This is a genomic window from Nocardia sp. MDA0666, from assembly GCF_003023875.1.
In the GTDB taxonomy this organism is placed as follows: domain Bacteria; phylum Actinomycetota; class Actinomycetes; order Mycobacteriales; family Mycobacteriaceae; genus Nocardia; species Nocardia aobensis.
Window position 1 is genome coordinate 275,874 of record NZ_PYHT01000002.1, and the last position, 17,103, is coordinate 292,976.

Annotated in this window: 21 protein-coding genes and 1 pseudogene; 9 read left to right on the forward strand and 13 right to left on the reverse strand. The window is 65.7% G+C overall.

Going from position 1 to position 17,103, the window contains the following annotated elements:
- Positions 1–33 precede the first annotated feature (33 nt).
- The 5 genes from C8258_RS05800 to C8258_RS05820 form a co-directional block, all read right to left on the reverse strand.
- A complete protein-coding gene (locus C8258_RS05800; RefSeq protein WP_106954252.1) occupies positions 34–666 on the reverse strand; it encodes a SpoIIE family protein phosphatase in 633 nt (210 codons plus the stop codon).
- Positions 659–1,057, reverse strand: a complete 399-nt coding sequence (locus tag C8258_RS05805; protein WP_174552734.1) for an ATP-binding protein — start codon at positions 1,055–1,057, stop codon at positions 659–661. The genes C8258_RS05800 and C8258_RS05805 overlap by 8 nt, the downstream gene beginning before the upstream one ends.
- A 17-nt stretch (positions 1,058–1,074) precedes the next feature.
- On the reverse strand, positions 1,075–1,449 hold the full coding sequence (locus C8258_RS05810; protein ID WP_030518329.1) for an STAS domain-containing protein: 375 nt from the start codon (positions 1,447–1,449) through the stop codon (positions 1,075–1,077).
- A 13-nt stretch (positions 1,450–1,462) separates the two neighbouring features.
- Positions 1,463–2,356, reverse strand: a complete 894-nt coding sequence (locus C8258_RS05815) for an STAS domain-containing protein (protein WP_030518330.1) — start codon at positions 2,354–2,356, stop codon at positions 1,463–1,465.
- A gap of 152 nt (positions 2,357–2,508) precedes the next feature.
- Positions 2,509–3,036, reverse strand: coding sequence for a MarR family winged helix-turn-helix transcriptional regulator (locus C8258_RS05820; RefSeq protein WP_083870804.1), 528 nt, complete (start codon positions 3,034–3,036; stop codon positions 2,509–2,511).
- Positions 3,037–3,287: 251 nt separating this feature from the next.
- Here C8258_RS05820 and C8258_RS05825 point away from each other — a divergent pair, with 251 nt between their 5' ends.
- A complete protein-coding gene (locus C8258_RS05825; RefSeq protein ID WP_199195602.1) occupies positions 3,288–4,964 on the forward strand; it encodes a fumarate hydratase in 1,677 nt (558 codons plus the stop codon).
- Between the two features lie 58 nt (positions 4,965–5,022).
- Here C8258_RS05825 and C8258_RS05830 read toward each other — a convergent pair whose 3' ends face one another.
- Together C8258_RS05830 and C8258_RS05835 are read right to left on the reverse strand one after the other, a co-directional pair.
- A complete protein-coding gene (locus tag C8258_RS05830) occupies positions 5,023–5,328 on the reverse strand; it encodes a putative quinol monooxygenase (RefSeq protein ID WP_106954254.1) in 306 nt (101 codons plus the stop codon).
- A 56-nt stretch (positions 5,329–5,384) separates the two neighbouring features.
- Positions 5,385–6,200 (reverse strand): helix-turn-helix domain-containing protein, encoded by an 816-nt coding sequence (locus tag C8258_RS05835; RefSeq protein ID WP_369974708.1) that lies wholly within the window; start codon positions 6,198–6,200, stop codon positions 5,385–5,387.
- A 66-nt stretch (positions 6,201–6,266) separates the two neighbouring features.
- Here C8258_RS05835 and C8258_RS05840 point away from each other — a divergent pair, with 66 nt between their 5' ends.
- Positions 6,267–6,632: a nuclear transport factor 2 family protein gene (locus tag C8258_RS05840; RefSeq protein ID WP_106954255.1), complete on the forward strand. Its 366-nt coding sequence runs from the start codon at positions 6,267–6,269 to the stop codon at positions 6,630–6,632.
- A gap of 19 nt (positions 6,633–6,651) precedes the next feature.
- On the opposite strand, the gene C8258_RS05845 is transcribed toward C8258_RS05840, so the two are convergent.
- Entirely contained in the window at positions 6,652–7,875 is a 1,224-nt protein-coding gene (locus C8258_RS05845; RefSeq protein WP_199195603.1) for an FAD-dependent monooxygenase, read from the reverse strand.
- Positions 7,876–8,264: 389 nt separating this feature from the next.
- On the opposite strand from C8258_RS05845, the gene C8258_RS05850 reads away from it, so the two are divergent.
- Positions 8,265–8,663, forward strand: coding sequence for a PPOX class F420-dependent oxidoreductase (locus tag C8258_RS05850; protein WP_106954371.1), 399 nt, complete (start codon positions 8,265–8,267; stop codon positions 8,661–8,663).
- On the opposite strand, the gene C8258_RS05855 is transcribed toward C8258_RS05850, so the two are convergent.
- Complete coding sequence (locus C8258_RS05855) at positions 8,641–9,345, reverse strand: hypothetical protein (protein WP_106954256.1); 705 nt, start codon at positions 9,343–9,345, stop codon at positions 8,641–8,643. The two genes, C8258_RS05850 and C8258_RS05855, sit on opposite strands and share 23 nt — an antisense overlap.
- A 93-nt stretch (positions 9,346–9,438) precedes the next feature.
- Between C8258_RS05855 and C8258_RS05860 the strand changes: the two genes are divergently transcribed.
- Positions 9,439–9,693, forward strand: a complete 255-nt coding sequence (locus tag C8258_RS05860; RefSeq protein WP_106954372.1) for a hypothetical protein — start codon at positions 9,439–9,441, stop codon at positions 9,691–9,693.
- Between the two features lie 48 nt (positions 9,694–9,741).
- A pseudogene (locus tag C8258_RS05865) lies at positions 9,742–10,067 on the forward strand (IS30 family transposase); the annotation flags it as partial.
- Here C8258_RS05865 and C8258_RS05870 read toward each other — a convergent pair.
- On the reverse strand, positions 10,066–10,986 hold the full coding sequence (locus C8258_RS05870) for an oxygenase MpaB family protein (protein ID WP_106954257.1): 921 nt from the start codon (positions 10,984–10,986) through the stop codon (positions 10,066–10,068). The pseudogene C8258_RS05865 and the gene C8258_RS05870 sit on opposite strands and share 2 nt — an antisense overlap.
- A gap of 119 nt (positions 10,987–11,105) precedes the next feature.
- On the opposite strand from C8258_RS05870, the gene C8258_RS05875 reads away from it, so the two are divergent.
- Positions 11,106–11,729, forward strand: a complete 624-nt coding sequence (locus tag C8258_RS05875; RefSeq protein ID WP_106954258.1) for a TetR/AcrR family transcriptional regulator — start codon at positions 11,106–11,108, stop codon at positions 11,727–11,729.
- Positions 11,730–11,996: 267 nt separating this feature from the next.
- Here the strand turns inward: C8258_RS05875 and C8258_RS05880 are convergent, their stop codons facing one another.
- The gene (locus C8258_RS05880) at positions 11,997–13,208 is read right to left on the reverse strand and encodes an FAD-dependent monooxygenase (RefSeq protein WP_106954259.1); all 1,212 of its coding nucleotides are present in this window, start codon (positions 13,206–13,208) and stop codon (positions 11,997–11,999) included.
- A 95-nt stretch (positions 13,209–13,303) separates the two neighbouring features.
- Here C8258_RS05880 and C8258_RS05885 point away from each other — a divergent pair, with 95 nt between their 5' ends.
- Together C8258_RS05885 and C8258_RS05890 are read left to right on the forward strand one after the other, a co-directional pair.
- The gene (locus tag C8258_RS05885; RefSeq protein ID WP_106954260.1) at positions 13,304–14,065 is read left to right on the forward strand and encodes a TetR family transcriptional regulator; all 762 of its coding nucleotides are present in this window, start codon (positions 13,304–13,306) and stop codon (positions 14,063–14,065) included.
- Positions 14,066–14,228: 163 nt separating this feature from the next.
- Positions 14,229–14,438, forward strand: coding sequence for a hypothetical protein (locus C8258_RS05890; protein ID WP_106954261.1), 210 nt, complete (start codon positions 14,229–14,231; stop codon positions 14,436–14,438).
- Between the two features lie 19 nt (positions 14,439–14,457).
- Here the strand turns inward: C8258_RS05890 and C8258_RS05895 are convergent, their stop codons facing one another.
- Positions 14,458–15,765 carry a hypothetical protein gene (locus tag C8258_RS05895; protein WP_106954262.1) on the reverse strand — a complete coding sequence of 436 codons (1,308 nt, stop codon included), beginning with the start codon at positions 15,763–15,765 and terminating at the stop codon, positions 14,458–14,460.
- Between the two features lie 306 nt (positions 15,766–16,071).
- On the opposite strand from C8258_RS05895, the gene C8258_RS05900 reads away from it, so the two are divergent.
- On the forward strand, positions 16,072–16,365 hold the full coding sequence (locus tag C8258_RS05900) for a hypothetical protein (protein ID WP_106954263.1): 294 nt from the start codon (positions 16,072–16,074) through the stop codon (positions 16,363–16,365).
- A 71-nt stretch (positions 16,366–16,436) separates the two neighbouring features.
- Here C8258_RS05900 and C8258_RS05905 read toward each other — a convergent pair whose 3' ends face one another.
- Positions 16,437–17,096 (reverse strand): hypothetical protein, encoded by a 660-nt coding sequence (locus tag C8258_RS05905; protein ID WP_106954264.1) that lies wholly within the window; start codon positions 17,094–17,096, stop codon positions 16,437–16,439.
- Positions 17,097–17,103: the final 7 nt, after the last annotated feature.

A 17,103-nucleotide genomic window follows, 5' to 3' on the forward strand; every position in this document is an offset into this window, starting at 1 on the left:
CCCGGGGTGCGCTCGTCGGCCGGCCCGGCCGGCTCACGAGGCACCCGCGATCGGACCGCGGTGGCGCGCGGCCAGCACCAGCGCGTCGTCGGTGTCCTTGACGTAATCGCGCAGGATGTCGTCGGCGATATCGGTGGTCGGCTGCGCCAGATCCAGGGTGTCGACGAAATCGCTGACGATGCCGTCGGTCGACATCACCAGCACATCGCCGGGCCGGATCGCCACGGTCTGGGTCTGCAGATTCGGCGGCAGCAGATAGCCGACGATCCCACCGGTCAGCAGCGCCGTCGCGCGGACCGCGGGCTTGCCGGGGCCGATGGCGACCACCCGGGATTCGACGTTGCCGACCCCGAGCCAGTGCAGTTCGTCGTCGCCGGTGAACAGCACCAGCGAGACCGCCGCACCCCGGGTGTCGGCCATCGCGCGATGACACAGCACCATCAGCACGTCGAGCGGTTCGGCGCGATTGTCGGCGAGTACCTGCGCGGCCCGGTCGGCGGCATCGGCGGCCGCGGCCCCGTGTCCCAGTCCGTCGAGCACCGCGAACAGCACCGAACCGTCGCCGGCGTCGAGTACCACCGACCGGTCGCCGGAGACGCGCTGACCCGGCAGGGCCCGGCCCGCCACCGCCCATTCGACAGTGCCGACCGATCCGTCCTCATGCACCGGTGGGTACCCACTTCCACATCTCCACCAGCGTTCCCTGTCCGGGCGCCGACTCCACGATCAATCCGTCCATCAGCCGTCGCGCGCCGGGTAACCCCAGCCCGAGTCCGCGGCCGGTGGAGTAGCCGTCTTCCAGCGCCCGGGGGATGTCCCGGATACCCGGCCCCTGGTCTTGGGCCTGTACGACCAGGGCGCGGCGGCCGTCGCGCTCCTGCACCGCGACCCGGATCTCACCGGTTCCGGCGTAACTCGTGATATTGCGGGCGATTTCGGAGATGGCCGTGGAAATCATGGTGATGTCGGTCAACGTGAAACCCAGCTCGGTCGCCAGCTCCCGCCCTGCCTGACGCGCGGTCACGATGTCGCCCGACACCTTCACCGCTATCACCATGTTGTCGGAGGCCACGATCACCGACCGCTTCGCCGGCCGTTGGGCAGCTGTCTGTTGAGCCAGGCCAGCCCCTCCTCGAGGTCCAGAGCCGTATGCATGCCCTCGAAGGTCAGGCCTAGCTGGACCATCGCGAATGCCACTTCGGGCTGCAGACCGACGATGACCGTCTCCGCACCCCGCAGTTTGGTCATGTGCGCGATGGTACGCAGGGAGCGGGCGGCGAAGGAGTCCATGACGTCGATCGCCGTGACGTCGACGATGATTCCCTGGGCACGATACTTGCTGACATAGGTCATCAAGTCGTCCTGCAGGCGTTCGGTATCGGCGTCGGTGAGCGCCGATTGCACGGACGCGATCAGGTAGGTGCCCTGCTTCAGAATGGGTACCGGCATGAGGGGGCCTTGACTACCGTCCGTCGCGGTCGGTGAGTCTCGAGATCTCGTAGCCGAGCAGTCGCTCGGCCTCCTCGATACCACCCTGTAGGTCACCGACCGCGTTCATCTTCGTCAGATCGAGGCCGATGGTGACCAGCGCGAGCGCGATCTCCGACGAGAGGCCGGTGATGATGACGTTGGCACCCATCAGATTCGACGCGTCGACGGTCTGCACGAGGTGGTTGGCCACCGTGGAGTCGATCATCGGAACACCGGTGATGTCGATGACGACCACCTTGGCGCGATTGGCGCGGATCGCGCGCAGCAGCTGTTCGGTGAGCTGGCGGGCGCGCTGGCTGTCGAGCACGCCGATGATCGGCAGAATCAGCAGCTGCTCACGCACCTGCAGCACCGGCGTCGACAGCTCGCGGATGGCTTCCTGCTGCTGGCGGATGACGCGCTCGCGCTCCTGCACGAACGAGATGGCCACGGTGTTGGCGATCCGGTTGGCGGCGGGCTCGTAGGCGTCCAGTACTCGCTTGAGCAGTTCGAAGTCGGACTGGTATTTCTCGAACAGGCTGCGCGCGAGCACATCTCGCAGCAGCAACACGATGCCGACGACCTCGTCGGTTTCGACGCCTCGCGGGATGATGCGTTCGGACAGGTCGCGGGCGTAGGCCTGCAGCGCCTCGACGCTACCGGTCTGCAGCGCCTCGACGTAGTTGTCGTAGATGGAGGTGGCCTCGGAGAAGATCTCCTCCGGGGTCATCGCGGTCAGCAGTGCGGCGTCCCCGATACGACGAGCCCATTCCTCACGTAGCTCAGTGCGATTCTGTCGCAGATGTTCGACCAGTTGCGGCAGCAGATTCTCGACCGGACCCGCCGGTATCGAATCCGGAGAGAGGCCGATGGACACGTCGGACATGAAAACTCGTGCCCCTTTCCTAAGGGAGGTCGGTTCGTCGGGGTCGCTCGCGCGTGGCTGCCGTCGAGAAGCCGCAGTCGAGCCTAGTCTCACTCGATACCCGCTGGCGAACAATCGAAACATGTCGCGAAGGTGTGTGCTCGGCCACCCCATCAGCCCGGCTGCGGACTGGGCTCGCGCGGCACGGCGCCGCTGTGGTCGATGCAGGCCTCGCCGCCCGGATCCGGCGCGCGATGATGGGTCAGCAACGTGTCGTAGATGTCGGCGAGTGCGGCCAGCTGGTCGCGGTCGAGGACGTCGATCATGTGCCGTCGGACGCTCTCGACGTGGGCGGGAGCGGCGGTGGCCAGCACTTCCGCGCCCTTCGGAGTGAGGACGGCGGCGGTGCGGCGGGCGTCGTCGGGGATGGCCTCGCGGGCAACCAGCCCGCGCTTCTCCATGCGGGTGATCTGGTGGGAGAGCCGGCTCTGCGACCATTCCAGCACCGAGGCCAGTTCGGCGAAGCTGCGCCGGTGGTCGGTGGCGTCGGCCAGTCGGGCCAGCACCGTGTACTCGACGTAGGTGAGATTCGAGGCGCGCAGGGAGTCGCGGCCCACGGCGGCGGCGATGAGATCACGGGTGAAGACGAAGCCGAGCCACGCTCGCGTTTCGAGATCGTCGAGCCAACGGGGTTCGGTCACAATTCCTCTCCAGGGTTCTGCGTCGGTCATGGTATTGCCTTCCCGCTGTCGGCGATACCCGAAGTCGCGGTATCGGATCGACACCTACACCCACCACGTTGAAGGTGCAACCGTTGTACTCGGCAATGAAGATTAGGCTGGCCTGACCTCGGTGTGACGCGGTGTGCTGATTAGAGTCGGAGCGTTGTTTCGGCCGCGAGCGGTTCTCCCGCCGGCCGAGTGCACCCGCAGACACACAAGGAGTGCGATTCGTGACCGCGCCTGAGTTCCGCTATTCGGATCTGCTTCCCACCGGAGCCGACGAGACCCCCTACCGGTTGCTGACCACCGAGGGTGTCAGCACATTCGAAGCGGGCGGACGCACGTTCCTGCAGGTCGACCCCGACGTACTGCGGATGCTGACCGCCGAGGCGATGCACGACATCAGCCACTATCTGCGCCCGGCGCACCTGGCCCAGCTGCGCAAGATCATCGACGATCCGGAGTCCTCCGGTAACGACCGTTTCGTCGCGCTGGACCTGCTCAAGAACGTCAACATCTCCGCCGGCGGCATCCTGCCGATGTGTCAGGACACCGGTACCGCGATCGTGATGGGCAAGAAGTCCGAGGGTGTGCTCACCGGCAGCGACGACGCGGAATGGATCTCGCGCGGTGTGTTCGACGCCTACACCAAGCTGAACCTGCGGTACTCGCAGCTGGCGCCGATCACCATGTGGGACGAGAAGAACACCGGCTCGAACCTGCCGGCGCAGGTCGAGTTGTATTCCACCGCAGGCGATCCCACGCATCCGGCCTACAAGTTCCTGTTCATGGCCAAGGGTGGCGGCTCGGCGAACAAGTCGTTCCTCTACCAGGAAACCAAGGCCATCCTGAACCCCACCCGGATGCTGGAATTCCTCGACGAGAAGATCCGCTCATTGGGCACCGCCGCCTGCCCGCCGTACCACCTGGCCGTGGTCATCGGCGGCACCAGCGCCGAATTCGCCCTCAAGACAGCGAAATACGCCTCCGCGCACTATCTCGACGCGATGCCGACCGAAGGTTCGATGGCCGCGCACGGCTTCCGGGACCTGGAGCTGGAGGAGGAGGTCTTCAAGCTGACCCAATCCTTCGGTATCGGCGCGCAATTCGGCGGCAAGTACTTCTGCCACGACGTGCGTGTGATCCGCCTGCCGCGCCACGGGGCGAGCTGCCCGGTCGCGATCGCGGTGTCGTGTTCGGCCGACCGGCAGGCGCTGGCCAAGATCACCCCCGAGGGCGTGTTCCTCGAGCAGTTGGAACGCGAACCGGCGCAATACCTTCCGGAGCAGACCGACGAGATCCTCGGCGGTGACGTGGTGAAGGTCGACCTCAACCGGCCGATGTCGGAGATCCGCGCCGAACTGTCGAAGTATCCGGTGAAGACGCGGCTCTCGCTCACCGGTCCGCTGGTGGTGGCCCGCGACATCGCGCACGCCAAGATCAAGGAGCGCCTCGACGCCGGCGAGCCGATGCCGCAGTACCTGCGCGATATGGCCGTCTACTACGCCGGTCCCGCCAAGACCCCCGAGGGTTACGCGTCGGGTTCGTTCGGTCCGACCACCGCGGGGCGCATGGATTCCTATGTCGACCAGTTCCAGGCCGCCGGCGGGTCGTTCGTCATGCTCGCCAAGGGCAACCGCTCGGCGCAGGTGACCAAGGCGTGCAAGGAGCACGGCGGTTTCTACCTCGGCTCCATCGGCGGCCCCGCCGCCCGCCTTGCCCTGGACTGCATCAAGAACGTCGAGGTCCTCGAATATCCGGAACTCGGCATGGAAGCGGTCTGGAAGATCGACGTCGAAGACTTCCCCGCCTTCATCGTGGTCGACGACAAGGGCAACGACTTCTTCGCCGAAACCCAGAAGCCGATCGCGCTGCGCGTGCGGACGCGCTCCAAAGAGCGGGTCTGAGCAACTGCCCGGGCCGCTGTCGACAGCGGCCCGGGCAGTTACCCGCGGCTGAACGGAACTAGAGGGCGCCCTTGTCCGGGTCGCCCGCCGGGACGGCTTCGAGGACCTGCACGTCCAGCGTGCCGGTTACCAGCCCTTGGAGTCCTTCGTTCAAGGCTTTGAGGTTCGGTGAGCCGCCGTGGGCACCCAGCGCTGCCATGTCCCGCCACTTCTCGACGAACACGAAACGGTCCTTGCCCCGGTGCAGGGCGTAGAGCTCACACCCGTCCTCGGCGTGGACCTCCGGGATGAGGCGGGTGAGAACTTCCGCGACCTCGTCGAATTTTTCGGGCTTCGGGGTGATGGTGGCGACGATCACAGGCACGAGGCGAGGGTACCAGTCGGCCTCGGCAGGCGGGCCCGAGTCTCGGACAGGATCGGCTACGGCGAAACATCGGACGTTCTGCTCGCCCGGAAGAACCGGCGGGTCGCGAGATCGGCGGGGAAATAGGCTTCGATGGCGATCTCGTCGAGCGTGATATCGAAGGCCGCGCCGAACGTCGTCACCGTGTTGACCAAGCACAGCTCGGTCCCGTGATGCGCGATCCGGATGGGCAGCGCGATGTCGGTGGGGTCGGGAGGCGGAGGCTCGTGTGCGGGGCCGAACTCCGCCAGTTCCTCGTACAACGCGTGCAGCTGCGGATCTCCCGTGCGCGCGGCCTGGTGGGCGAGCCGGGGGAGCAGGTACCCGCGCACTTGTTCCAGGTTGCGGAGTCTCGGCGCCAGCCCATCCGGATGCAGCCCCACGCGCATCATGTTGATCGGCGGCTTCAGCAGCGCCGGATCGGCTCCTTGCAGGAATACCTCGACTGCGCTGTTGGCCGACAACAGATTCCAACGACGATCCACTGCGAGCGCCGGATAGGGTTCGTGCCCCAGCAGCACCTGCTGGACCATCTCGCGCACTCGGGCCAGATCAGGATCGTGCAGCGGATGCTCCCGGAACACCGGCGCATGCCCGGCGGCGACCAGCAGCCGATTGCGTTCCCGCAAGGGCACCCGAAGCTGCTCGGCCAGATTAAGGACCATCGCGCTGCTGGGAATTGTGCGTCCCGTCTCGACGAAGCTGATGTGGCGAGGCGACACCTCCGCCTGAATCGCCAGGTCCAGCTGACTCAGCCGACTGCGGTGCCGCCATTCGCGCAGCAGTTCTCCGATCGTCCGGTCGCTCGCCATGCCCAGAGTCTGCTCGGTCACCGCGCGCGGCCGCCATTACACGCCATGTAATCGACGCACCCCGCGCATCTCCGCAACAGTCGTCACATGGACAGAACCAACAAGCAACTCGTCGTCGACGGATTCCGAGAGTTCGCGGCAGGAAACATCGACGTACTCCGCACCCTGCTGCACGAGAACTTCGTCGAGCACAGCCCCGGAAACCCGAGCGGGCGTGATGAATTCATCGAGTTCATCACCTCCGCCCCGGTCGCCGGCGCAACTCTCGAACTCGCGCGGGTCATCGCCGAGGACGACTACGTGGTGCTGCATTACCGGATGTCTCCCGGCGGTGATGAGCCCGACGTCGCCGTCGTGGACATCTGGCGGCTCGAGGACGGGCGGATCGTCGAACATTGGGATGTGGTCCAGCCCGTTCCGGAATCCGATCAGATCCCGAACGGGATGTTCTGAATTGCGCGCCGGCGGCGGCCTACCGCACCGCGGCCGATGACGTGCTCGGCGCGGCCGTGTTCCTGGAGTCGGGCACCCCTGCGTAATCGGGCAGGTCCACACCGTTGAGCGCGCGGTCGATCAGCTCCGTGAACCATTCGCCGGTGAAATCGGGGCCCGGCTCGGAGTCGGGTCCGGCGACCTCGCGGCTGCGCGCGTGCAATCGGCCGATCTCCTGGTTGGCCTCCACGTACGGGCGCATCTGTTCCTCATAGCGGGCGAAGCCGACCTCCGGGTCCCAGTCGGCGGCCGCGAGCTCTCCGGCCAGCAGGTAGGCGCCGACCAGGGCCAGCCCGGTGCCCTGCCCCGACAGTGGCGACGAGCTGAACGCGGCGTCGCCGAGCAACCCCACTCGTCCACTCGACCAGCGGTCCATCACCACTTGGGCGACCTGGTCGAGGTAGAAGTCCGGGGTGTCGTCGAGGTGCTCGAGGATGCGTGGGGTCAGCCAGCCCATGCCGGCCATCCGGTCTCGGAGCAGACGCTTCTGGGCCTCGATGTCGCGGTAGTCGACGTCGAGGTCCGCGGCGGGGAAGGAGAACATCGCCATTGCGTGGGTGGTGTCCGGGATGGGCCGCAGGCCGGCGGACCGCCCGGACTCCTGGAAGTCGACCACCCAGCGGTCGATGCCGAATTCGTTGGGCACACTGTAGAAAGCCAGCCCCTGCCCGAGGTGACGGATGAACTGTTCGCGCGGGCCGAAGACCATCGCGCGCAGTGCCGAGTGCAGTCCGTCCGCCCCGATCACCAGGTCGAAGCGCCGCCGCGCGCCGCTCGCGAAGACGACGTCGACCCCGTCCGTGTCCTGGCTGAGCTCGGCGATCCGATCGCCGAACAGGTACTCGACATCGTCGCGGGTGTCGTCATAGAGCACCCGGGATAGGTCGCCGCGCAGGATCTCGATCTCGGTGATGTACCCGTCGCCGCCGTCGTCGTCCGCGCGGAAGGTTTCCAGCACCGCGCCGTCCGCGTCCACGGTGTACGCGCCGGCGGTCTCGGTGCGCGCCGCGCGCACCGCGGCGTCGAGCCCCATCCGCCGGATGACCTCTTTGGTCACACCGCGCGCGTCCACGGCCTGTCCGCCGGGGCGCAGCTCGGGAGCTCGCTCGACCACGGTCACCTCGGCGCCCCGCCGGACGAGCCAGTGGGCCAGCGCGGGCCCCGCGATACTCGCCCCCGCCACCAACACTCTCGTGCCGCTCACTGCGCCCCCTGCTCACTCGTGCCGATCACTGACCGGGTCGTAGGTTCCTGCTCGGGTCTGTCGGTGTCCATCGTTGCCTCCCTGTGCATTTCCCGCGCTGGAACGTGCCCAGTGCTTTCGGTGTATCCAACAGAGGTGTCGACGGCGGGGTCATAGAAAATTCATCGGTGCCGCCGAGATCGTTGTGTATTCGAGCGCGATCGGCTTCCCCTGGTCGGAAATCTAGCAGTACTAGACAATCTATCGACCCAGATGCTACCTTCGCTCTAGTCGCTAGCGATGATAGATTTCGGCTCGAGCGGCCGAAGTATCCGCGCTCGGCGCCACCGCCACTTCCGGCTGATCGCCGGGGGCACAACTGATTTCGACTTCACCGAGGAGTGATCGACATGACCTTCACCATCAACGAACAGAAGTTCCTCGCCGAGGCCGGGATCGGCCGCCTGGCCACGGTGTCGCCCGACGGTGTCGTGCAGAACAACCCGACCAACTACCGGGTGAACGCCGACGGCACCATCGACATCGGCGGTATGCGGATGCGCGCCAGCCGAAAGTACCGCAACGTCGAGGCCGGCAGCCGCGTGTCGTTCGTCGTCGACCAACAGGTTTCGTTGGAGCCGTACGAAATTCGCGGCATCGAGGTTCGCGGCACGGCCGTCGCACTCGACGACGAGGAGCCCCCGTTCCCGCCCCAGGAACGCGCGGTCATCCGCATCCACCCCGAACGGATCATCTCTTGGGGCCTCGACGGCGGATCCTTCGAATTCACCAGTCGCAAGCCGGAGTAGTAGGGGAGACCGAGATCGGCTCCGCGCGACCTCCGAGCAGGTAGTCGCGGAAGGCTCGCAGGTACTCGCCGAGTGCCTCCTGATCGGCGAACCTGATTCCGGTCGGATCGAACCATTCGTCCGGCGTCGGTCGCCACGCGATCATGTAGTCGAGCGCGTCGCGCACCAACAACCCCAGGGTCGGATCCGCGGCGCAGGCGTCACGCAGCACTGAGGCAATTTGCCGCATTCCGTCTCGGTGCTCGGCGCAGTGCATGCCGACCAGCGCCCAGCGCAGTCCATTGATGTGGGGGATCTCGTCCCACCACGTGAATGTCTTGTGAGGGGTTTCGCCGGTCCGCACTCGGCCTCGTGATGCCGTGACCGGCGTCGGGTAGACGGCGGGAGCACCGCGTCGGTCGATGTCGAGAGTCGGCCCGGTTCCGAGATTCGCGGGTGGGTACCACACGCCGCGCCACGCCGGGACTCCGAGAAAGCGGGGGTTCCCCGGCAGTGGTTCTGCCAGCGAGATGTCGACGGTAATCCGGTGCACGGTCGCCAGCACTCCGTCGGGGAACTGGGCCGCAACCATCGACAGGCAATCCCGCGCGTCGACGCCGGTCACGCCGGCACCCCGCCGGAATCGGGCGTCGTAGTTCTCGTCCGGAACGAATTCGATCCAGAACCGCCGCATCGTGGTCATCCGTGTTTCCTCCCACCGGCCCCGATGTCGAACGCCGACCCTCGATGATCGCAGAGCTCGTGTAAGAGCGGGATGGGCGGGAACCACTGCGGTATGACGGAGAACACATCGGAATCAACCACGAAGCCCGCCGAGACGGTCGCACCCGAACCGGATGAGGAAACCCGCGAGCAGGCGAAGAAGGAAGCCGAAAGGTTGGACGAGATCTACGAGCCGGGTGCACGCGCGAGCGTCGTCGTACCCGGGACCGACGGCATGGTCGCCGGTACCGCCTTCGCCGACTCGGTCGACGAGCAGATCACCGAGAACAAACCGCCGGACGAACTTCGCAAGGACGAGGATTCCTGATCTCGGACGACGTGGGTTCTGGGAGTCGTCGCAACACCCCGATCCAACGGAACCCTGGTCGAGCGATCCACGCCGTTACGTGATGCTGTTGCATCTACCGTCGGGCCGTGCTCCAGATCTGGTTCGCGATGCCCTAGTTGGAACAATGGCACCGCCTACCGGCATATCTGAAGCGATCGCTGACCTGGGATCAAGGCAGCGAGACGCACCTGCATCACGAATTCACTATTGTTGCCGACCTGCCGGTCTACTTCTGCGATCCGCACTCACCCTGGCAACGTGGTTCCAACGAGAACACGAACCGCCTTCTGCGCCAATGCTTTCCGAAAAGCACCGATCTATCGGCCCACAATCGGGAGCACCTCGATACTGTCACCGCGCGCTCATGCCGAGTTGAGGGTGTTCGAGTGAGATCCGTTGCGAGACCGGGACACCCCGAGTGGGTTTGGTGCGTCGGATGGCCGTGTGGGCGCGGGGGAAGTAGCGCAGGCGTTCGGGTAGTCGTGGCCAGGTGGTACGGATGGTGGCGGCGAAAAGGTCGAACAGTCGCTGGTCGCGCCGATTCCAAGTCAGGCCCAGTAGCTCGCGGCAGCGGGGCGGCAGCAGGGCGATGCCGAGCCAGACGTTGAGCGCCATCACCGGCCGCCAGATCACTGACCACACGGGTTCCGGGAGGCCGGGTGGGGCGGGAATCCGGTGGCCGCCCAGGGCGAACGCGTAGTCGGTGGTGGCGTTGGATTCGAGCTCGTTCTCGATGGTGTGCTGCCAGTGCCGGTGGAATTCGGCGTAGTCGCTGACCACGACCCGGTCCGACAGGCCGTAGCGACGCCACCAGGTGACGGATTCGGCGACGAGCTGGTTCTTCTCGGCATCGGTGAGGGGGGTGTCGAAGTGTTCGTTCATCGCGATCACGGTTTCGACGAACGTGACGTGGGTCCACCAGTACACCTCGGGGTTGAGTGCGTGGTACCGGCGGCCTCGGGAGTCGGTGCCCTTGAGTGGTTTGTGATAGTCCCGCACCCGGGCCGCGGTCTGTTCGGCGTCGGCGTCGTAGATGGTGCCGAGAATCTGCGGGATCGATCGGAGCAACCGGTCCCACGGGTCGTCGAAGAAATTCGAATGAGCCTGCAGCGCCGCGCCCACGGCGGGATGCATGTTCTGCATCACCCCGGTCCGGCCGAGGAACAACAGCAATCGGCGATCACCCAGGTAGGTCCACAGCAGCGAGCCCGGGCCCAGTGGTGCCTCGGGCAGGTCGGTGCGGGAGGTGGCGTCGGTAGGTACCGGGTGCATGGCGAGGACCTCTCTGTCGACTCGTGAATCAATGCGATGAATTTACTTCTTTGTCGCATAGTGACATAGATTCGGTAGCATCACCAGGGCCCCATCGAAAATTGGAAGGGACGGGCGCGATGACACCGGCAATGCCCAGCTACGCCCAGCTGCTCGACCCCGTCGGCGAAGACTCCACCGATGCGCGGATCCTGGACGCGGCGCTGGAGTTGTTCGCCGAGCTCGGGATCAGCCGGGTCGGGATCGAGGACATCGCGCGCCGCGCGAAGATCAACAGGGCTACCGTGTACCGGCGCATCGGAGCCAAGGACGAGATCGTGCGTGCCGCGGTGCTCCGCGAAGTTTCTCGCTTCCTCGATCGCATGGCGGCACGGCTGCGGGCCATCGATGATGCCCCCCAGCGGATCATCGACGGGTTCGCGCTCACCCTTACTGAACTCCGCGAGCACCCCATCTTGCGTAAAACCCTTGCCGTGGACCGGGAACACACCTTGGCGACGATCACCGTTGACGCGGCGGCATCTCTCGCTCTGGTAACAGAATTCGTCGCCCGCGAGATCCTCGCCGTGCGGCCCGGTCAGCACCGTGACGACACCGTCGACGTCACCGCGGCGATGATCGTGCGCCTGATCCACTCCCTGGTCCTGATCCCGGACGCGCCACCGCAATTGCGCACTCGAGCCGATATGCGCGATTTCGCCGCCCGCCACCTCGTCCCTCTGATCGGTCCGGCAACGCCCTGACCCCAGAGCTACACATACGACCGAAAACCGTGCACACCCGCACGCAACGAAGCAGAAGCCGACAACGCGCTCACATGCCGCCGTGCGGTCGTTCTGTGCGCCGAGATCGATTGCGGCGCAGAGTAGACCGGGCAGCCGACACAGTGCTTCCGATGACCGACGAAGCGCCCGGCTATGCTCCCGTCCATAGTCGATCACCAGCAGTGTTGCGACGACCCCTGGAATTCGCCCGAAGTTGGACCGACCTCGACGGCGAGCCGGTCCGGTTCATTGCGCAATCGAAGCTGCCGGCAGGTCGTAGTCGGGGAGTTGCTCGGGGGCCTTGGGAGCCATGATGCGTTCCATTCCGGCCATCGATTCCAGGAGCGGCAGGCGGGTGATGAGATTGCGCACCGCAATGCCGAGCCGTGATTTCGGTGCCATCAGTCGAAGGTTGGGACCGATCTGTTGCTTGCGGTCGACCAACGGTCGGTGGGCCTGCTCATACCGCCGGAAGGCGAGGCGATGGTCACCGGCGGCGGCCGCGAGCTCACCGGCGAGCCGGTAGGCCCCGATCAACGCCAGTTCGGCCCCGGCGCCGGAGGCCGGAGACGCGCAGTAGGCGGCGTCACCCACCAGCGCGACCCTGTCGATCGACCATGACCGCATGCGGACCTGGCCGAGGGTGTCGATGTAGGCGTCCGGATCGGCGAGTACACCCCTCAGCAATTCCGGTACGTGCCAGGCGTTTTCGCCACGGAACTCGGTGGCGGGCAGCGCCCGCGCCGCCTCCTGGTCGCGCGGATCGATATCGCGCCGTGGACTGCGGAACATGAGATATGCCTTGGCCTGAGTGTGGTTGCCCGAGCGGTAGACCCCGGCGAAGTGGCCGGGAGTGTTGAAGACCGTCATCCATCGATCGGGTCCCAGCGTCGAGTCGGTGTTTCCGAAGGCGAAGTAGTAGTCCATGTGCCGGACGTAGTCGGCCTCCGGGCCGAAGACCAGTCGCCGGACGGTCGAGTGCAGGCCGTCGGCGCCGATCACCAGGTCGAAGCGTCGCATCGGCGCGTGCTCGAAGGAGACGGTGACACCGTCGTCGTCCTGCTCGAGCCCGCGGATGGAGTCAGCGAAGATGTACTCCACGTTTTCGGCGGTGAGGTCGTGCAGGATTCGGACGAGATCGCCGCGCATGATCTCCGCCTCGGTGCTGCCGTACTTGTCTTTGATTCCCTGCATGTCGATCCGAGCGAGGTCGCGTCCGTCGGCGCGGACGAACCTCATGCCCGCGACATCGGCCGCGGAGTCCCGCACCCGCGCCATGATTCCCATCTTTTCGGCCACCTCGATCGCCTGATCGCGGATATCCACCCCTTGGCCGCCGGTCCGTAGCCCGACTGCTCGTTCGACCACCGTGGGCCGGAATCCGTGTCGCGCAAGCCAGTACGCCAACACCTGGCCGGCGATACCGGCACCGGAAATCAGAATCCGCTCGTTCTTCACCGCGTCCTCCTTGTTTCACAATTACTGACCATTGGTCAGTAGTCTCACGATAGGTCGCTGACCGTCGGTCAGTCAAGGGGGTAGAATTCGGAACCGTGACTGACGATTCGCGTACTCGAATCCTGCGCACCGCGCTGGAGATGTTCGCCGAACGTGGCTACCACGCGGTATCCGTGCGGGAAATCTCCGAGCGGGTCGGTCTGACCAAAACCGCTGTGCTCTATCACTTTTCGAGCAAGATCGACATCGTGGTCGCTCTGGTCGAACCACTGCTGGTAGACACCGAGGCCATGCTCGAATCCGTCCGGTCCGTCCGGAATGCGGACGCACGACGGTGGGCGGTGGCCGAAGGGCTCCTCGACACCTGGCTCCGGCATCGGTCGGTGCTGCGGATCCACATGCAGGACCAGGCACTGTCGGCCGACCCCGCGACCTATCGGCGGCTGCGCGACATCGCCCTGACCGCGCAGGACCTACTCGCCGGCCCCGACGCCGATTTCACCGCGCGGGTACGGGCCGCGCAGATCTACGCGGCGCTGAGCGATCCGGTGGTGTTCTTCGCCGACCAGCCCGAAAAACAGTTACGCGCAGCGATTCTCGACGGCGTCCGCCGACTGCTGGGTGGATCACCGCCTCGTGAGACTGCTCGTCCGCCGGAGCGACCCGTCGACGCCCCACGACATCGGACCGCCCGCGGCCGCCCGGGTGCGATGACCCCCGACATGGTCGACTCCGCTCGCCGCATGCGGGATTCCGGCGAATACACCGTCGACGAGATCGCCGCGACCCTGGGCGTATCCCGCGCAACCGTCTACCGGAATCTCACAACTTCCCACGATCGCCCTACCGTCTCATAAATACTCCTATTTTTGATACAGAAATAGGAACCCGGCGCGATGTCGACCCCGACTGTGACCTTCGGCGTTCTGTCGGTATGGGCTTGTACCCCAACCGCACGGCTCGAAGGTGTCGTTCTAGCTGATGGGCCGTCGAACAATCAAAGCCAACTATCTTGAGCCGATGAGCATTCGCGAATACGAGCCGGGTGATGTCGTCTACTTCCCAGCGGGACCGTTCAACGGCATCTGCGCGGTCGTACAGGAGGTAGACGACCGCCGGGCGCGACTTCGCCTCAGCTTCAGTGAAGGCGTCGCGCATCGCGAAGGGAACGTACTACGAGAACGCCGCCACAGCTTGACCGTCGGATTCGATGAGATCGAGTTGCTCTAGGCGGACCACGATTCTGTGGTCAGGACCGACCGCGGGCCCCGCCGGCCGACGCCGACGAGGAAGAGATCGAGCGGAACGGTATGCGAAGTGGCGGCTCAACGCATACCCCAGATCTACGTATGCAGGCTGGCTTCACGGTGAGGAAGCATCTCCGGCTGAGCGAGCCTGGCGAGCGTTTGGGGGATGTCGGCGCCGGGCTGGCTGAAGTTGGCGTCGAAGTAGGCAAGCAGGTATGCCCGTTGCGGTCGATCGAACGGGCTGTGTCGATGGTGCCGACTGCTTCGGCCTTCTTGGCGGGCTCGAGCAAGCCGGCCGCGGTCAGTTGCGGCAGGATGATCTGCTGGTCGCACAGCGACATGTGCTGGGTCCCTGCGATGCGCAGGGGGATCTTCACCCCGGTGTTGGTTGCCCAGCGCGGTTCCCAGCCAGGATTGCCGAACCAGGGCGAGGTGTCGCTGGCCAGCATCAGCAGCGGCCGGTCGAGTCCATCCGCGGCGACAGAGCCCAGGATCGGGCCGTCCAGATCGGCACCGGCCCGGACACGGTGGTCGTCGTGCATGGTCTGCACGGTTGTCGACCCGCCCAGCGAGTGACCGAACATTCCGACCTTCGACAGGTCGAAATCCTCGGCGAGTTGCGGTGGGAGTCCAGCGCGTCCCGGCTGTTCGGTGGCAGCGGTCAGTTGGTCGAGGACGAAGCGTGTGTCGGCGACCCTGGTCGGCAGGAGTAGACCGGGAAGGATGTGTTGCGGTGAATCCAGTGGCACCTGAGTGTGTTCGGTGTGTCCATCGGGGAACTGCACCGCGAACGCTTCGTGGGTGTGGTTGATCGCGACCACGATGTAGCCGTGGCTGGCGAGGTCTTCGGCCTGAGCGGTGCTCCATCCGGTCGTGTCGTCCATACCGGGTGAGTTCAGCAGCACGGGGAACGTTCGTCCGTCGGCGCGGGCGGGTGCGTCGCGGCGGCTGTGGCTGGGCGCCAGAGTCCAGCTGCCGGCGGGGACACCGAGTCTGGTGAGGTATTCGGCCTGTTCTTCCCGGCCGCCGGGCGGCATCCATGCCGCAGTCGGTGCCGTCGGCCGGTCGGCGGCGGGGTACCAGATCTGCACCATCAGTTCGCGGTGTCCCGTTGTCCACGGATCCGCGCGGTCGGCATCGTCGAGGTACCAATCAGTGACACCGACCGGGTAATAGCCCGTCGGCGCAGGCAGATTCACCACCACTGGGTTCTGCGAGGGGGCTGCTTCCGCTGCGCCGACAGCCACCGTGCAAGCCACCGCCGCGGCGGCGACTGCGGCGATCTGTCGTCGTAACCCTCTGCGTTTCATGACAATTCCCCATCCCTTCTCTGCACCGAACTGGTCGTCATCGACGAGGCCGACCGGCTCACAACCCCCAGCCTCGACGCACTTCGAGACCACCACGACCGCACCGGATCCGCATCACCGGCGGCAACTTCCGGCTCACCACCCGCCTCTTGGCACAGATCCACCGAATCATGGACATCAACCAACTCCACACCATCACCAACGAAGTCGTCGACACCACCCGCGAATCCCTCTTCATCGGCACCATCTGAACGACCAACTTGCCGACAGGCCGCAGTGTCGGAGGCTGCCCTTATCGTTGGGCACATGACCGACATTGCCCCGCTGGCCGCCTCCGCGCGGGCAGTATTCGGTGACCCCGGCGTCCACGCTGTCGTCCGAGCCGGACGCACCGTGCACGCAGTCAGCCTCGGCCACTGGATCGGCGACGAACAAGCCCCAGAACTGCTGTGCCACACCGGCGTCGCCGGATGGTCACCTACCGCACTGGAACCAACACGCGCAGAAATCACCTGCGCCCGCTGCCTACGCAAACTCGGCGGCCCTGACCCCGCACCGCAGCAACTGCACCTGTTCAGCGACGAACAACCCGCCAGATAACGCCGAAGATCCCGCGCCATCGCCGAAGGTCACAACCGGAATCTCACAACCTCCCACGATCGCCCGACCGCTCATAAATACTCTGTTTTTGATACGTGATCATTCGGCTCGAGGGCGCCGTAATCCGAGAGGGTTTCGAGCCAGGGATGGCCGGGGTGCACTCGAGACAGCCATCCGGACAATCGGGATCGCCGTGAGGTGTCCATCGCGGGGAGTGCGTGCAGGAAGTCGGCCTCGTCCTTGGCTCGCCGGGCTTTCGCCTTGAACAGGAGTACGACCTCGGGGATCACGTAGGGGATGCCGTCGGCGGTGCGGAGAATCAGCTCGTCGTGGGACAGGGTGATCGAGGCGTCGCGGCGGCACACCCATCGACCGCCGCAGTGCGGCTCGCGGAATACGTCGAGGCGATAGAGCCCGGTCGCCGGTTCGCGCAGCCACGTCTGATGGTGGTTGCCGGCTTCCTCCGGGTATGGCCAGGCGTGCCCGTCGCCGACGACGTCCCATTCGTAGCCGGGGAACGCTTCCGCGATTTCGTTGAATTGCTCACGGGGAATACCGATTTCGAGATCGGAGTGCGCACGTCCGAGGCCGCCGACGAACAGGTCCAGCGCCCACCCGGCCGCGACGTACCAGGCCGTCGGGGTGCCCGACAGTCGTTCGGCGACTTCGGTGGGCGTCCAGGCTTTCCAGAGTCGGTCGCATTCCTCGACGGACAATGGGCGTCCGGTCATCTCAGGT

Coding starts and splice junctions, on each gene's coding strand:
- C8258_RS05850 (WP_106954371.1), top strand. CDS start 8,265: ATGACCTTCACCATCAACGAACAGAAGTTCCTCGCCGAGGCCGGGATC.
- C8258_RS05810 (WP_030518329.1), bottom strand. CDS start 1,449: ATGCCGGTACCCATTCTGAAGCAGGGCACCTACCTGATCGCGTCCGTG.
- C8258_RS05890 (WP_106954261.1), top strand. CDS start 14,229: ATGAGCATTCGCGAATACGAGCCGGGTGATGTCGTCTACTTCCCAGCG.
- C8258_RS05875 (WP_106954258.1), top strand. CDS start 11,106: ATGACACCGGCAATGCCCAGCTACGCCCAGCTGCTCGACCCCGTCGGC.
- C8258_RS05895 (WP_106954262.1), bottom strand. CDS start 15,765: ATGAAACGCAGAGGGTTACGACGACAGATCGCCGCAGTCGCCGCCGCG.
- C8258_RS05815 (WP_030518330.1), bottom strand. CDS start 2,356: ATGTCCGACGTGTCCATCGGCCTCTCTCCGGATTCGATACCGGCGGGT.
- C8258_RS05870 (WP_106954257.1), bottom strand. CDS start 10,986: ATGCACCCGGTACCTACCGACGCCACCTCCCGCACCGACCTGCCCGAG.
- C8258_RS05905 (WP_106954264.1), bottom strand. CDS start 17,096: ATGACCGGACGCCCATTGTCCGTCGAGGAATGCGACCGACTCTGGAAA.
- C8258_RS05805 (WP_174552734.1), bottom strand. CDS start 1,057: ATGGTGATAGCGGTGAAGGTGTCGGGCGACATCGTGACCGCGCGTCAG.
- C8258_RS05855 (WP_106954256.1), bottom strand. CDS start 9,345: ATGACCACGATGCGGCGGTTCTGGATCGAATTCGTTCCGGACGAGAAC.
- C8258_RS05860 (WP_106954372.1), top strand. CDS start 9,439: ATGACGGAGAACACATCGGAATCAACCACGAAGCCCGCCGAGACGGTC.
- C8258_RS05900 (WP_106954263.1), top strand. CDS start 16,072: ATGACCGACATTGCCCCGCTGGCCGCCTCCGCGCGGGCAGTATTCGGT.
- C8258_RS05840 (WP_106954255.1), top strand. CDS start 6,267: ATGGACAGAACCAACAAGCAACTCGTCGTCGACGGATTCCGAGAGTTC.